This window comes from Bacillus sp. (in: firmicutes), from assembly GCA_017656295.1.
Taxonomy (GTDB): Bacteria; Bacillota; Bacilli; order Bacillales; family JACDOC01; genus JACDOC01.
In genome coordinates this window covers 116,461-131,709 of record JACDOC010000008.1, presented here as the reverse complement: position 1 = coordinate 131,709, position 15,249 = coordinate 116,461, and the positions used below count along the sequence as shown (strand labels likewise).

General features: G+C 39.5%; 13 protein-coding genes. 1 reads left to right on the top strand and 12 read right to left on the bottom strand.

The annotated features are described in order from the left end of the window. Nucleotides 1–163 precede the first annotated feature (163 nt). Entirely contained in the window at nt 164–1,081 is a 918-nt protein-coding gene (locus tag H0Z31_09240; protein MBO8177624.1) for a Na/Pi cotransporter family protein, read from the top strand. Nucleotides 1,082–1,129: 48 nt separating this feature from the next. On the opposite strand, the gene deoC is transcribed toward H0Z31_09240, so the two are convergent. The 12 genes from deoC to H0Z31_09180 all read right to left on the bottom strand — a co-directional run bounded on the left by deoC (nt 1,130) and on the right by H0Z31_09180 (nt 15,220). Continuing rightward, on the bottom strand, nt 1,130–1,801 hold the full coding sequence (deoC, locus tag H0Z31_09235) for a deoxyribose-phosphate aldolase (GenBank protein ID MBO8177623.1): 672 nt from the start codon (nt 1,799–1,801) through the stop codon (nt 1,130–1,132). 128 nt (nt 1,802–1,929) lie between these two features. Next, nucleotides 1,930–3,285: a tRNA (N(6)-L-threonylcarbamoyladenosine(37)-C(2))-methylthiotransferase MtaB gene (gene mtaB, locus H0Z31_09230; protein MBO8177622.1), complete on the bottom strand. Its 1,356-nt coding sequence runs from the start codon at nt 3,283–3,285 to the stop codon at nt 1,930–1,932. A 5-nt stretch (nt 3,286–3,290) separates the two neighbouring features. Then, complete coding sequence (locus H0Z31_09225) at nt 3,291–4,043, bottom strand: 16S rRNA (uracil(1498)-N(3))-methyltransferase (protein ID MBO8177621.1); 753 nt, start codon at nt 4,041–4,043, stop codon at nt 3,291–3,293. 132 nt (nt 4,044–4,175) lie between these two features. After that, complete coding sequence (gene prmA / locus H0Z31_09220) at nt 4,176–5,114, bottom strand: 50S ribosomal protein L11 methyltransferase (protein ID MBO8177620.1); 939 nt, start codon at nt 5,112–5,114, stop codon at nt 4,176–4,178. Between the two features lie 24 nt (nt 5,115–5,138). Continuing rightward, nucleotides 5,139–6,266, bottom strand: a complete 1,128-nt coding sequence (gene dnaJ, locus H0Z31_09215) for a molecular chaperone DnaJ (GenBank protein ID MBO8177619.1) — start codon at nt 6,264–6,266, stop codon at nt 5,139–5,141. A 142-nt stretch (nt 6,267–6,408) separates the two neighbouring features. Continuing rightward, nucleotides 6,409–8,241: a molecular chaperone DnaK gene (gene dnaK, locus H0Z31_09210; protein ID MBO8177618.1), complete on the bottom strand. Its 1,833-nt coding sequence runs from the start codon at nt 8,239–8,241 to the stop codon at nt 6,409–6,411. Between the two features lie 31 nt (nt 8,242–8,272). Continuing rightward, entirely contained in the window at nt 8,273–8,878 is a 606-nt protein-coding gene (grpE, locus tag H0Z31_09205) for a nucleotide exchange factor GrpE (GenBank protein MBO8177617.1), read from the bottom strand. A 225-nt stretch (nt 8,879–9,103) separates the two neighbouring features. Further along, nucleotides 9,104–10,132 carry a heat-inducible transcriptional repressor HrcA gene (hrcA, locus tag H0Z31_09200; GenBank protein ID MBO8177616.1) on the bottom strand — a complete coding sequence of 343 codons (1,029 nt, stop codon included), beginning with the start codon at nt 10,130–10,132 and terminating at the stop codon, nt 9,104–9,106. 85 nt (nt 10,133–10,217) lie between these two features. Continuing rightward, nucleotides 10,218–11,354: an oxygen-independent coproporphyrinogen III oxidase gene (locus H0Z31_09195; GenBank protein MBO8177615.1), complete on the bottom strand. Its 1,137-nt coding sequence runs from the start codon at nt 11,352–11,354 to the stop codon at nt 10,218–10,220. A gap of 75 nt (nt 11,355–11,429) precedes the next feature. Beyond that, a complete protein-coding gene (lepA, locus tag H0Z31_09190; protein MBO8177614.1) occupies nt 11,430–13,268 on the bottom strand; it encodes an elongation factor 4 in 1,839 nt (612 codons plus the stop codon). 407 nt (nt 13,269–13,675) lie between these two features. Continuing rightward, nucleotides 13,676–14,011, bottom strand: a complete 336-nt coding sequence (locus tag H0Z31_09185) for a DUF3679 domain-containing protein (protein MBO8177613.1) — start codon at nt 14,009–14,011, stop codon at nt 13,676–13,678. Nucleotides 14,012–14,029: 18 nt separating this feature from the next. Then, nucleotides 14,030–15,220 carry a stage II sporulation protein P gene (locus H0Z31_09180; GenBank protein ID MBO8177612.1) on the bottom strand — a complete coding sequence of 397 codons (1,191 nt, stop codon included), beginning with the start codon at nt 15,218–15,220 and terminating at the stop codon, nt 14,030–14,032. Between the last annotated feature and the right edge of the window lie 29 nt (nt 15,221–15,249).

Here is a 15,249-nt window from a genome sequence, read left to right as displayed (position 1 = left end):
CATTTGTTGAGCGTTCTAACGTTCCCTCAACAAATGAGGGGGTTAAATTTTGCCCACAATAATTTTACTCATACTCCCTTTTATCATATCCCGTTCAATTTAAATCCTATGCCTAACATGACTTGTCTATTCCTTCATATATTTTAGTAGAGGGGGATGGGACATGGTGATAACGGTTTTACTATTTTTCTTATTTATAGGTTGCTTTTTACTTGGAATGATGTGGGTACGACAAGGGTTAGCGGCACTTTCAGAACAGAAAATGAAGCGATGGATGGAAAACATTACGAACCGTCCTGTAAATGGCTTTATGATTGGTACATTAGTGACCGCTGTTCTTCAAAGTAGTTCCGCGGTAATGGTAATGACCATTGGAATGGTGTCCGCAGGAATCCTTTCATTTTCACAAACAATTGGTATTATTCTCGGAACTAATATCGGTACAACGGTTACCTTAGAATTGTTAGCACTTCCAATTACCAATCTTACGTATGTTCTTGTTGGGGGCAGTATTGTGTTAAAAATGTCTAGAAGGACGTGGGTATCATCCCTAGGTACTTTATTATTTGGTCTCGGAATGATATTTGCAGCAATGACGGGGTTTGAATGGACCGCTTCTTTGCTTTTTCAACAACCATTTTTTAGCGGGCTATTTGAACAAATGGATCATATCTCTATCGCTTTTTTGGTTGGTATCGTATTTACGTCCCTTATTCAATCCAGTACAGCCATGACGGGAATTGCAATTGGATTTTTAAACGCAGAGGCAATCACTTTAGAAGCAGGAATTTCCATTATGCTTGGGGCAAATATCGGAACGTGTGTAACTGCCTGGCTTGCAAGCATCGGTGGTGGCCGTGAAGCGAAATTAACAGCGTATGCTCACATTTGGTTAAATGTCATCGGAGGAATGGCTGCTATTCCATTCATTGAACCACTTAGTGTATTATGTCAGATATTAAGTGATACAAGTGGAACCCAATTAGCACATGCGAGCGTACTTTATAATTTAATCAGTTCGTTGATCGTTCTACCTTTTAGCATACAATTCGGTCAATTTATTGAAAGGATCCATAAGTAAATGGACATAAAAAAAACGAACGAGCATTTACCCGTTCGCGATGGAAGATTAATAATCGGCATCACTAGTTAGACCTTGAACAATTTTCACACCAGAGCTTGCACCGATACGAGTCGCGCCTGCTTCAATCATTTTTTCCGCATCATCGGCACTACGAACGCCACCGGATGCTTTGACACCGATGTCAGGTCCTACTGTTTTACGCATGAGAGCTACATCTTCAACTGTCGCACCGCCTGTAGAGAAACCAGTAGACGTTTTTACATAATCAGCACCTGCTTTGACAGATAATTCACAGGCTTTCACTTTTTCTTCTTCTGTTAATAGGGAAGTTTCAATAATCACTTTAGTTAATGCTTTTCCTTTAGCAGCTTCTACAACCGCACGAATATCTTCTTCAACTAAATCATAGTTACCACTTTTTAACGCACCGATGTTAATAACCATGTCTACTTCTTCGGCACCGTTTTCAATTGCATTTTTCGTTTCAAACGCTTTTGTTTCTGGCGTATTTGCTCCAAGAGGAAAACCGATAACTGTACAAACTTTTACTTCTGTTCCTTGTAATAATTCACTCGCATATTTTACCCATGTAGGGTTTACACATACGGAAGCAAAGTTGTATTCTTTCGCTTCATTGCAAAGCTTTTCGATTTGCTCTTTTGTTGTTTCTGGTTTAAGTAAAGTATGATCAATCATACGTGCAATTTCTTTCATCAAAAGAATCTCCTTTCGAGATAAGATGTCATACATCATACATCATAACACTAACATGATGTTGTTTTCAAATAGTTTTTCAAAAAAAGAGCCGGTCTATGTAGACCAGCTCGATTAGGGGATTAAATTTTTTATATCGCCGCTTCCTTTGTCGTCTCTAACACATCATCCACCACACGTACAAATTTTCCTTCATTATAAGGATATCCTGCTTTGGTAATTTTTACTTTAACGAGTTTCCCAACCATGTCTTCGGTTGCTGGGAATACAATTTTTAAGTAGTTATCGGTATATCCTTCGTACAGACCGCTTTCTGGATCTTCTTTATAACGCTCTTCTGGAATGACTTCTAACACTTCTCCTTCAAACTGGGAAGCATATTCTTTTGCTAATTGATCAGAAAGTGCAATTAAGCGGTGAACTCGCTCGTTTTTCACTTCTTCATCAATTTGATTTTCCATTCGAGCCGCTGGTGTTCCTGTCCGTTTTGAATAAGGGAAAACGTGAAGCTCAGAGAACTTATGCTCTTTAATAAAATTGTAAGTTTCCATGAATTCTTCTTCCGTTTCCCCAGGGAATCCAACAATCACATCGGATGTAACCGCTAATCCTGGTAGAGCTTGACGAAGCCGCGTTAATCGTTCCGCGAAAAATTCCATCGTATATTTACGGCGCATCCGTTTTAACACGGTATTAGATCCAGATTGAAGTGGGATGTGTAAATGACGAACGATAATGTTCGAACGATCAATTACTTCAATCACTTCATCGGTTAACTGACTTGCCTCAATGGAAGAGATACGTAGACGTTTTAATCCTTTTACTTGTTCCTCAATATCCCGAAGGAGCATAGCTAAGTTGTAATCTTTCATGTCTTCACCGTATCCACCCGTATGAATACCTGTTAGTACGATTTCCTTATATCCAGCATCAACCAATTGTTGTGCTTGACGAATCACTTCTTTCGGATCACGAGAACGCATTAACCCACGCGCCCAAGGGATAATACAGAACGTACAGAAGTTATTGCAACCCTCTTGAATTTTTAATGATGCTCGAGTTCGGTCGGTAAACGCAGGGACGTCTAACTCTTCGTACACACGGTTTTTCATGATGTTGCGCACCGCATTGATCGGTTGACGTTCTTTTTTGTATTGCTCAATGTATTCTAACATTTTCGTCCGATCTTGCGTACCAACGACGATGTCTACCCCTGGAATTGCCATAATTTCAGCAGGGGAGGTTTGCGCATAACAACCTGTTACGCAAATAACCGCATCCGGATTGCGACGAATTGCACGACGAATCACTTGGCGGCTTTTTTTGTCACCCGTATTCGTTACGGTACATGTATTAATGACATAAACATCGGCTGTTTTCTCAAAATCAACGCGTTCGTAGCCTTCTTTTTTAAATAGTTGCCAAATGGCTTCGGTTTCGTAATGGTTTACTTTACAACCTAATGTATGAAAGGCAACAGTTGCCATAATCCTCACCTCAATAATTCAAAATGATAAGATATCGCGGATAATGCATATAACGGGGCCGTTTCACAACGAAGTATTCGTGGTCCTAAGCCTATGGGTAAAAAGCCTCTCTCTGTCAAAAGTTGTACTTCTTCATTATCTAGTCCACCTTCAGGTCCGAACACTAGAAGTAATTTTTGGCCAAGTTTAATATCTTTTAGCACTTTCGCAAACTTTGAATCTTCCCCTTGACGACTACTTTCTTCATAGGCGATGAGTTTATAATCATAAGACGAACTGATTTCCAACAGCTCTTTAAATAAAACTGGAGAAGAGATAGTTGGTAAGGCGGTACGATGGGACTGTTCAGCAGCTTCCTTTGCGATTTTTTCCCATCGCTCCACTTTTTTTCGTCCTTTTTTCTCGTCCCATTTCACAATCGATCGTTTTGCTTGAAAGGGTAAAAACTTTGCGGCACCTAATTCGGTTCCTTTTTGAATAATCCACTCGAGCTTGTCACCTTTAGGCAAGCCAGGGGCAATCGTTACATCAACCGGCAGTTCTTTCTGCTCTTCTTCTAATTGTACAACGGATGCGATTACTTCTTCGTTTGTAATTTTTTCAATTTCGGCTAAACCGGCATGTCCGTTCGTGAACACAACAAATATACGGTCATTTGGTTTCATTCGCATAACGCGAGCAATATGATGATAATCATCTCCATTAATCACAATATCAGCTTGTCCGTTGTACGCTATCGGTAGAAAATATCGCTGCACACCTTCACCTCTTCCACGCGAGCAGGTTGTTGTTACACCATTTTATCATTCAAGCCAAGACCGAACTAAAAACGAATTGCTTTCTATTCGTTCCAGTTCGGTCTCGTTGGTCCAACAACAACCTACCATTGATTAAAGTTTTTTTGCAATAAAAGCAACCCAATCTTCCATAATTAATGTTTCTTCAATTTCAAAGCCTGCCTTTTCAATGGCTTCTTTCACTTCTTGTTTTTTCTGCTGAATGATTCCTGAAGATATAAAATAGCCCCCTGGCTTTACCGTTTTTGCGACATCATCGGTAAAGCGTAAAATAACTTCGGCTAATATATTTGCTACAACAACGTCTACTTGTTCGTCAATTCCATCTAATAAATTGTTTTGCGAAACAGAGACGACGGACTGTACCTTGTTTAATTTTACGTTTAATTTCGCCGCGGTAACGGCCACATCATCTAAATCTAACGCCATAACTCGTGAAGCTCCAAGTAACGCTGCAGCAATACTTAATACACCTGAACCAGTACCGACGTCAATCACTGAATCACCTTTTTTCACTGTTCGTTCAAGAGCTTGAATACACATGACCGTCGTTGGATGGGTACCTGTACCGAAGGCCATCCCAGGGTCTAATTCGATGATTAATTCATCACTGGAAACCGGCGTGTAGTCTTCCCAAGTCGGAACAATCGTAAATTTATTTGAAATTTTCACAGGGTTATAGTATTTTTTCCACGCCGTCGCCCATTCTTCTTCATTCACTTCGCTAATTTCTACCTTATTACGACCAATGTCGATATTAAACAAAACGAGATTATTAATCGCTTGCTTAATTTCTTCTACTGTTTCTCCTAAAAAACTATTGACTGGTAAATAAGCTTTAATAATGACACCTTCATCGGGATAATCTTCGGGATTGAGTTGGTAGATTTCCCCGAATTGATCTTCCCTTTCTTTATACAAATCGAATGGGTCTTCGATAACGACACCGCTTGCACCAGCTTCATGCAAAATATTCGAAATAGGCTCAATGGCCTCATTGGTTGTATGAATACTAATTTCTGACCATTTCATTTTCTACCAACTCCATTTCCCTAATTATTCTCCCTTAAAAGCGCGTTTTACTTTCGTAAAAAAGCTTTCTTGCTGTTCATCTGGTATACTGCCACTAATATCAGCAAACTCTCGCAACAATTGTTTCTGTTTTTCTGTTAGTTTGGTTGGTGTGATGATCTTAACAATGACATGTTGATCTCCTGTACCATAACCGCGGACGTTTGGTACCCCTTTTCCTCGTAAACGGAATTTCGTACCGGTTTGTGTACCTGCCGGAATTTTGAGCTTCACTTTACCATGTAACGTTGGTACTTCAATCTCATCTCCAAGAGCGGCTTGCGTGAACGTAATCGGCATTTCACAGTAAATGTCATCGCCGTCACGTTCAAAAAATTCATGTGGTCGCACATGGAACACTACATATAAGTCACCTGGCGGTCCTCCGTTGATACCTGGTTCACCTTGGCCAGCGACACGAAGCTGTTGCCCATCATCAATGCCAGCCGGAATTTTGATGTTAATTTTACGACGTTTCTTCACTTTACCTGTTCCGCCACAAGTTGTACATTTCTCTTTAATTAGTTTACCCGTACCACTACAAAAGTGACATATGCGGCGGTTGACAATTTTTCCAAACGGCGTGTTTTGCTCTTGACTTAATTGCCCAGTACCATGACAATGCGGACAAGTTTCTGGAGTTGTACCAGGTTTGGCTCCAGAACCGTGACACGTATTACATGTTTCCTCTTTCGGAATTTGAATTTCGGTTTCTTTTCCAAACGCTGCTTCTTCAAACGATAGCGTCATTGTATATTGTAAATCAGCTCCTTGACGCGGAGCGTTCGGATCGCGGCGACGTCCGCCACCAAAGAATGTGTTAAAAATATCTTCAAAGCCGCCAAAACCGAAGTCACTGCTTCCACCACCGAAACCGCCAAACCCCCCTTGGTTCGGATCGGTATGTCCAAATTGATCGTAGTGAGCACGTTTTTGGTCATCACTTAATACTTCGTATGCTTCTTTAATTTCTTTAAACTTTTCCGCTGCATCAGGTTCTTTATTAATATCAGGGTGGTATTTTTTAGAGAGCTTTCGATAAGCTTTTTTAATTTCGTCCTTCGAAGCTGATTTACTAACTCCTAATACCTCATAATAATCCCTTTTACTCATAACACACACTCCCGGTTCCTTTCACATGAAGGTTATTTTATCATTTTAAACAAGTTTTCTGCAATACTTACACATGTTCCATGTCATAGAAAAAGCCAAAGCCAAGATGACCTGACTTTGACTTTTTCTCATTGTGGGATTATTATTTGTCTTCTTTTACTTCTTCGAATTCTGCATCTACGACATTGTCGTCGTTCTTTTTACCATCTTGGCCTTGATTCGCTTGTTGGGCTTGCGCTTGTTTTGCTGCTTCTTCATATAGTTTCACTGTTAAGTTTTGGACGATTTCTTGAAGCGCATTTTTCTTCTCGCGAATTTCATTGATGTCGTTTTTCTCAAGGGCCGCTTTTAACGCATCTTTTGCTTCTTGCGCTTTTTTCACTTCATTCTCATCTACTTTACCTTCAAGATCTTTTAACGTTTTATCTGTTGTGAAGACGAGTTGATCGGCCTCGTTACGAAGTTCAGCTTCTTCTTTACGCTTTTTGTCCGCTTCAGCGTTTTCTTCTGCTTCTTTAATCATGCGCTGGATTTCTTCCTCGGAAAGTCCAGAAGATGATTTGATGGTAATTTTTTGCTCTTTTCCTGTACCTAAGTCTTTCGCACTTACGTTTACAATACCGTTTTTGTCGATATCAAATGTAACCTCGATTTGTGGTACGCCACGAGGTGCTGGTGGAATATCCGTTAGCTGGAAGCGACCAAGCGTTTTGTTGTCTGCCGCCATTGGACGTTCCCCTTGAAGAACGTGAATATCAACTGCTGTTTGGTTATCAGCAGCAGTAGAGAAGATTTGAGATTTAGACGTTGGAATCGTTGTATTACGTTCAATTAATTTTGTAAATACACCACCCATTGTTTCAATCCCTAAAGAAAGTGGTGTTACATCAAGAAGAACCACGTCTTTTACGTCTCCGCTAATAACGCCACCTTGAATCGCTGCCCCCATCGCAACTACTTCGTCTGGGTTAACCCCTTTATGTGGTTCTTTACCAATTTCTTTCTTAATGGCTTCTTGTACGGCAGGAATACGAGTAGATCCACCTACTAGAATGACTTTATCAATGTCAGCAGCTGTTAAGCCTGCATCTTGAAGTGCTTGGCGTACAGGACCCATTGTACGTTCTACTAAATGAGCAGATAACTCTTCGAATTTCGCACGTGTTAATGTCACTTCTAAGTGGAGTGGACCTGCTTCTCCAGCAGTAATAAACGGTAAAGAGATTTGTGTAGATGTTACACCAGAAAGTTCTTTCTTCGCTTTTTCAGCTGCATCTTTTAAGCGTTGTAACGCCATTTTGTCTTTGGATAAGTCAATGCCGTGTTCTTTTTTGAACTCTTCTACTAAATAGTCAATAATCACTTGGTCGAAATCGTCCCCACCGAGGCGGTTGTCACCAGCTGTAGAGCGTACTTCGAATACACCGTCACCAAGTTCAAGAATGGACACGTCAAACGTACCGCCACCTAAGTCGTAAACAAGAATCGTTTGGTCTTCTTCCATTTTATCGAGACCATAAGCAAGTGCAGCTGCAGTTGGCTCGTTAATAATACGCTCTACTTCAAGACCAGCGATTCGACCTGCATCTTTTGTTGCTTGACGTTCTGCATCGTTAAAGTATGCAGGTACAGTAATAACCGCTTTCGTAACTTTTTCACCTAAATAATCTTCCGCATAAGATTTTAAATATTGAAGAATCATTGCAGAAATTTCTTGTGGGGTATATTCTTTATCCTCTATTTTTACTTTATAATCAGTACCCATATGACGTTTAATGGAGATAATCGTATTAGGGTTTGTAATCGCTTGACGCTTTGCAACTTCCCCGATTAAGCGTTCGCCGTTTTTGAACGCAACAACAGAAGGAGTTGTACGGTTACCTTCTGGGTTTGGAATGACTTTTGCTTCACCGCCTTCAAGGACAGCGACACATGAGTTTGTTGTACCTAAGTCAATACCAATAATTTTGCTCATGTCTTGTTACCTCCTCTTTGTTTAATATGTATTATTGATTCACTTTTACCATTGAAGGTCGAATGACGCGATCTTTCAGTTTATATCCTTTTTGAAGTTCTTCTACTACGACATTCGAGTCGACTCCTTCTTCGTTAGCTTGCATAACTGCTTGATGAAGGTGTGGATCAAACGGTTGACCAACGGCTTTAATTGGTTCCACCCCTTCTTTTTTCAACGCTTCAAGCAAGCTTCGATACACCATCTCCATTCCTTGGAGCAAGGACTTCGTTTGTTCATTAGATGGTTCCATTTGTAGAGCCCGTTCGAAATTGTCAATAGCAGGTAATAAATCAGAAATAAGTGATTGCGCCCGATATTTTTCAGCCGCCTCTTTTTCTAAATTTGTTCGGCGACGGAAATTGTCAAAATCTGCACGTAAGCGTAAATAACGGTTTTCCGCTTCTTCTAAAGCTTTCTCTAATGACGCAATTTTCTCTTTTGCTTCCTCAAGTGTTAACTCTTCTTCTTTACTTGAGTTTTCATTATTTTCGTCAAAAATAGGTTCAATTGATTCCTGTTCTTCAGCTTGTGGATTTTGTTCCACTTGCTCTGTTTCTTCCATTGTTGTTTCCTGTTGGTTTACCTTTTCTGACATTCCGATTCACCTCCTTAACATCGTGACAACATTCACCATTGTAACACATTAACGTGAAACTTCCATCCGTGGGGGCTTACCGCCCGTTAAGGCGGGATAAAATGAAACTTCCATCCGTGGAGGTTCCTACCCCTCGGATGGTTAGTTGAACAAATGAATCTTCTACCAAGAAATCAGCCATTCTTTTGGTCTAACTCCTCATCTATAACACTATTTCCATAATTACTAGTCATGATACAACTTCGTTAATGTACTTGTTAAATCATTGCTTAAAAACTGTAATAAACTGATAACACGTGAATACTCCATTCGAGTCGGACCGAGAATTGCAATCGTTCCCATTTGATCAGAACCAACGGAATAAGTAGCGGTAATCAAACTACAGTTTTCCATAGCTGAGTTTTTATTTTCTTTTCCAATTTTCACGTTAATTCCTTTTGATTTGCTGCGAACTAATTCATAAATTCCTTCTTCATGCTCAATCATATCCATTAGTTTTCGAACTTTTTGAATGTCATGAAACTCCGGTTGATTGAGCATATTTGTTTTTCCTCCGAAGAACATCTTTTCATTCGTTGAAACATTCAAGGCTTCGGCTATGGTGTGAAGAATTAAATCGTAATGCTCAATATGATTACGAAGCACAAGCGCAATTTCACTATATATTTTATCCTTTAAATCGGTTAACGACACACCAACAAGTCGTTCATTTAAAATGTTTACGAGCTTTTCGATATCATTAACTTCAATGTTTGGCGGTAGGGTGAACATTCGATTTTCTACATGTCCTTTGTCCGTGATAATAATTGCAATGGCAGTTTCTTTATTTAATGGAACGATTTGAAGTCTTTTCAACTTATTTTCACGGACAGCCGGCCCAAGCACAATAGCGGTATAATTTGTTAACTCAGATAAAATTTTGGCCGACTTTTGAACAACTTTTTCCATCTCGTAAATTCGTTCAGCAAAAATAGAACGAATGGTAGAAATGTCTTTCGCATTCAATTTTTGAGGCGATAACAGATGGTCAACATAGAATCGATAGCCCTTCTGTGAAGGAATTCGTCCCGATGATGTATGTGTTTTTTCAATCAGCCCTAATTCCTCTAAATCCGCCATTTCATTACGAATGGTTGCAGAACTGAATGAGATTTCTTCTTTTTTAGAAAGACTTCTCGATCCTACTGGTTGAGCCGAACGGATAAAATCATCAATGATGACCTGTAGAATGAGAAGTTGTCGATCAGTCAACATAGATCATCACCTCTGTTAGCACTCTAATATAACGAGTGCTAAATCTATTAATAAAGTATCAAAATGCCTATCTGATGTCAACGGTTTAAATTTCGCCTAAAAAAGATTGAAATACGACGTTCCCTAACAGTTTTCCTTCTTTTGTTAAGCGAATCGTATCTTGCACCACTTCGATCAACTCTTTTTGAATTAACTCTTCTATAACATGAGAAAAACAGTCTAATGGACTAACCCCATACCTTTCGGTAAAACGTGCAATAGATACTCCTTTGGTTTTCCTTAACCCTAAAAACATTTCTTCTTCCATCTGTTCTTTTTTTGTCACATGATGCTCCGTATAGATGGGAAATCTTCTTTGTTCAAGGGGTGCCATATATTTTTTTAGCGGTCCATAATTCGAACGGCGCACTCCCTGTACATAACTATGGGCACCGGCTCCTGCCCCGAAGTACTCTTCGTTATTCCAATACACCAGGTTATGCTGACTTTCAAAACCAGGACGTGCGAAGTTACTAATTTCATATTGATAAATGCCGTTTTTATCCATTTCCTCCATTAACCATTCGTACATTCGCGCTTCTGTCTCTTCAGGCGGAAGAGCGAGTTTTCCTTTTTGTATTAAATTATAAAAAATCGTCTTCGGTTCAATAATTAACGAATATGCCGAATAATGAGGAAGTTCTAAGCTTAAGGCCGTATGTAAAGTCTGTTGAAAATCATTCAATGTTTGCTCCGGCAAGCTATAAATTAAATCAATACTAATATTGTCAAACCCGACATTTTTGGCTTTCTCAATAGAGGTAAATACGTCATGTGGCGTATGAGTACGGCCGATTTTCTTCAGCATTTCTTCGTTAAACGATTGGACACCCAAGCTAATACGGTTGACACCGTATTCTTTTAATACTCGCAATTTACTTTCTGATAAGTCTCCTGGATTAGCTTCAAAAGTAAATTCCCCATTCGAATAAGGCAATATATCACGAATGGATTGACAAAAAAATGCAAGCTGCTTTTCGTTTAAGGAAGTAGGCGTTCCTCCTCCAACAAAAATCGTTTGTATTTCATTCGGTTGATAGGTTTCCATTAAAAGTGATAATTCTGTTCGCATGGATGACAAATACTCGTCCACCGGCTGTTTTTTTAAAAACACTTTATTAAAATCGCAATAATAGCAAATATGTTCGCAAAACGGAATATGAAGATAAATCGATTTTGGCATGTAATTTCACAACCTTTACGTTAAGTAGAGAAAAGGGAGTCAGCTGGAAAATTCCCACTAACCCCCTTTTGTGTTCTATTTTTTCTGATTGTTGTTATCATCCATTTTCAATACAGCCATAAATGCTTCTTGAGGTACTTCCACGGAACCGATTTGTTTCATACGCTTTTTACCTTCTTTTTGCTTTTCAAGAAGCTTTCTTTTCCGGGATACATCTCCACCATAACATTTCGCTAATACGTTTTTACGCATCGCTTTAATCGTTGACCGCGCAACGATTTTGTTCCCGATGGCTGCTTGTACAGGTACTTCGAATTGTTGACGCGGAATTAATTCTTTTAATTTTTCTACAATCACTTTTCCACGTTCGTATGCAAAGTCACGATGAACGATAAAGCTTAACGCATCCACTTTATCGCCGTTTAATAATATGTCCATCTTCACGAGTTTGGATGGCTTATAACCAATTAATTCATAATCGAATGAAGCATACCCTTTCGTACTCGATTTTAGTTGATCAAAGAAGTCATAAACGATTTCAGCAAGCGGAATTTCGTACGTAATATTAACACGAGTTTCATCTAAATATTGCATGTCAATGAAATGGCCTCGTTTTCCTTGGCACAGTTCCATTACAGCCCCAACATAATCGTTTGGTACCATCATAGACGCTTTTACATACGGCTCTTCGACTCGGTCGATTTTTTGTGGGTCCGGCATATTTGATGGGTTGTCCACGTCAATGACCGTACCATCGGTTAAATGCACTTTATAAATAACGCTCGGTGCTGTCGTAATTAAGTCGATTTTAAATTCACGCTCAATACGTTCTTGAATAATTTCCATATGAAGTAACCCTAAAAATCCGCAGCGGAAGCCGAAACCAAGTGCTTGGGACGTTTCTGGCTCAAATTGGAGCGCAGAGTCATTTAATTGCAGTTTTTCTAACGCTTCCCGAAGGTCGTTAAATTTTGCCGAGTCAACCGGATACATACCGCAATACACCATTGGGTTTAACTTCCGATAACCAGGTAGCGGTTCGCTTGCTGGGTTTTTCGCACTTGTAATCGTATCACCTACGCGCGTATCGCTTACATTTTTGATAGAAGCTGTTAAATACCCAACGTCACCAACTGTTAATTCATCGCGTAGTTCGGCTTTCGGTGTAAAGACCCCTACTTCCGTTACTTCAAATTCTTTTCCTGTTGCCATCATTTTGATTTTGTCGCCTACTTTTACCGTACCGTCCACTACGCGAATGTAGGCAACGACGCCGCGATACGAATCATACAAGGAGTCGAAAATGAGCGCCTTTAACGGAGCATCCGGGTCTCCTGTTGGTGCTGGTATTTTTTCTACGATTTGCTCTAAAATTTCATCAATACCGATACCAGCTTTTGCGGAAGCTAAAACCGCTTCGGATGCGTCCAATCCAATCACGTCTTCAATCTCTTTACGAACTCGCTCTGGTTCAGCCGCTGGTAAATCAATTTTATTAATAACAGGTAAAATTTCAAGGTCATTATCAATAGCCAAGTACACGTTCGCTAACGTTTGGGCTTCGATTCCTTGAGCCGCGTCCACGACTAAAATAGCTCCTTCACATGCGGCTAAACTTCTGGACACTTCGTAAGTAAAATCGACGTGACCAGGCGTATCAATTAAATGGAAAATGTATTCTTCTCCATCTTTTGCTTTATATTTTAATTGGACCGCATTCAATTTAATCGTAATTCCGCGTTCCCGTTCTAAATCCATGGAATCTAGTAACTGATCTTTCATTTCGCGTGCGGATAAAGCGTTCGTCCGTTCTAAAATTCTGTCAGCTAGCGTTGATTTTCCATGGTCAATATGGGCAATAATAGAAAAATTGCGGATTCTCGATTGTCTTTTTAATTTCTCTTCTCGATTCATACTGTTCACTCCTGTTATTGGACACATGTACACTATTTCAGATTATAGCAACACATGGTTGAAGATTCAATCATTTGTCTAACAACTATTTTTGTCTTTTTAGCGGTCTTTCTGATTAAGCTTTCGGACACTCTAAAACCTAATTCCCAACACTTTTTCCAAACTTCCGGTCACTTTCTCGAATGGTTAGAGAAGTTTTTCGTATGATGTGGCCACTTGCATTTAACGAACGGATTTTTTTGTCTCCTTCCTTTTCTACGTAAAGTTATCTTTTCCCATGGACAAGCTTCCCTTTACTTTCGCTTTTAATTTGAACTAATTGGCCCTGTTTTCGGACATTCGCCGTTAAATTCGGGACAAATTTTACAACTAACAAAAAAGAGCACCTGAAAAGATGCTCATAAATGTTATATAAGTGACGAAATCCATTGAATAAGGGATTGAAAGATGGCTGTTACCATTTCGGCAAACGCTTTGCCAATTGAAGAAAAGAAATTATAGGTTTCTGTTTCTTCTAGCTTTTTCCTTTTTTCCTCAAGGTCAAATTGAGTAACTTCATTTCCTAGAAAGGCCGCTTCCACTTTACCGTCTTCCCGTTCTTGCCAATAAACAGGAGTGGTAAACGTTTCGTCTTCATATCCTTTCATCTCCAACATTCCTTTATTCGCTTGCTGCATGCCAACGAGGATACCAATAAAGAAAAAGCAAATCCATACGAACATTTTCAACGTAAATTTCACCATGATCCATCTTCCTTTTCCTTAATTCTCCGAAGTTGAAGAAGTATTTGACGCATTCACTTGTTCCGCTTGCCAGTAAAATTCAGCAAACACTTCCGCGAACACTTTCGCTGTTCGATTTAATTCTTCGAACGAATTATCCACTCCACCAAATTCAATCAAAATGGAATTGCTCGATAAATCTTGATTAAACTTACCATTCGTTTCTTTTCCTTGCTTTAAAATAACCCCGCGAGATAACCCTTTATATTTTTTATCAATTAAATGGTGCAATTTCTTTGCTAGCTCAGCATTTTTCTCATAATTTGGGTGCTCAGCCCCAATCACAAAAGCTAATTTAGCATAACTTTCACCATTAATTGTAATGGTCGTTTTCTCCTTCCGCTGACTATCGCGATGAATATCAATAAAATATTGTAAATCTCGATTCGTTTGCATTGCTTGTTGAACAATATTTCGTGATTCTTGATACGCAAACCCATACGTAAGGCCTTTATGGTTTAACCTAGCCACAATATCCTCTTTCTCCACGTACGTCCCGATTCCAAGGGCTTCTAATTCTTGTTCGAGCCTGTCCCCTATTTTTGTGACATTAATTTGGGAGTGATACGCTAAATCGGGATCTTTGACGCCTTTTAAATACGGTAAAAACGATTCACGCGTATGAGTAAAATAAATATAAATTCGATTCTTCCCATCACTAACGATTGGTGAAGGTGACGACTGTGTGTCTGTACCATCGATATTTTGCAAAGGAGCTTCATTTTTCGGATCAAATGTTTCTGGGGGAGGCATTGATTCGATAGGCATATTCGTATAATCTGTTCCCAAACCAGCTACAATAATTTCCCCGTCGTATATTGCAAAACCAGGAAGCTCCCTTCCTAAAAAGCTTCTCGGATCTTTAACCCGAATGTTTGTGGCAAAATTAAACATCGCTTCGGTCAACGACGGCCATTCTTGCTGTACATTAGTAGAAAGAAGAAACATGCGGTTTTCTAAAGAGAATAAACGAAAAAAGGTCGCACTAGACATTTGTTCTGTCGCCCGGTTGACCGATTGAGACGACGGTCGAAATTCTGGTTTTAATGAAGTTAAGATTCCGCTAAAGGTAAGAAGGGATACTAATATAAAAAGAACGAGCATCATTCCTTTGACAATGGTCGACAGCTGAATCAAATAGGCGTTACCTGATATTTTATTTAGTTTCATCGTTCCACCCTTCCTTCGTAATCTATTAC

Coding starts and splice junctions, on each gene's coding strand:
- H0Z31_09195 (MBO8177615.1), bottom strand. CDS start 11,354: ATGCCAAAATCGATTTATCTTCATATTCCGTTTTGCGAACATATTTGC.
- grpE (MBO8177617.1), bottom strand. CDS start 8,878: ATGTCAGAAAAGGTAAACCAACAGGAAACAACAATGGAAGAAACAGAG.
- lepA (MBO8177614.1), bottom strand. CDS start 13,268: ATGAATCGAGAAGAGAAATTAAAAAGACAATCGAGAATCCGCAATTTT.
- prmA (MBO8177620.1), bottom strand. CDS start 5,114: ATGAAATGGTCAGAAATTAGTATTCATACAACCAATGAGGCCATTGAG.
- H0Z31_09185 (MBO8177613.1), bottom strand. CDS start 14,011: ATGGTGAAATTTACGTTGAAAATGTTCGTATGGATTTGCTTTTTCTTT.
- dnaK (MBO8177618.1), bottom strand. CDS start 8,241: ATGAGCAAAATTATTGGTATTGACTTAGGTACAACAAACTCATGTGTC.
- mtaB (MBO8177622.1), bottom strand. CDS start 3,285: ATGGCAACTGTTGCCTTTCATACATTAGGTTGTAAAGTAAACCATTAC.
- hrcA (MBO8177616.1), bottom strand. CDS start 10,132: ATGTTGACTGATCGACAACTTCTCATTCTACAGGTCATCATTGATGAT.
- H0Z31_09240 (MBO8177624.1), top strand. CDS start 164: ATGGTGATAACGGTTTTACTATTTTTCTTATTTATAGGTTGCTTTTTA.
- H0Z31_09180 (MBO8177612.1), bottom strand. CDS start 15,220: ATGAAACTAAATAAAATATCAGGTAACGCCTATTTGATTCAGCTGTCG.
- dnaJ (MBO8177619.1), bottom strand. CDS start 6,266: ATGAGTAAAAGGGATTATTATGAGGTATTAGGAGTTAGTAAATCAGCT.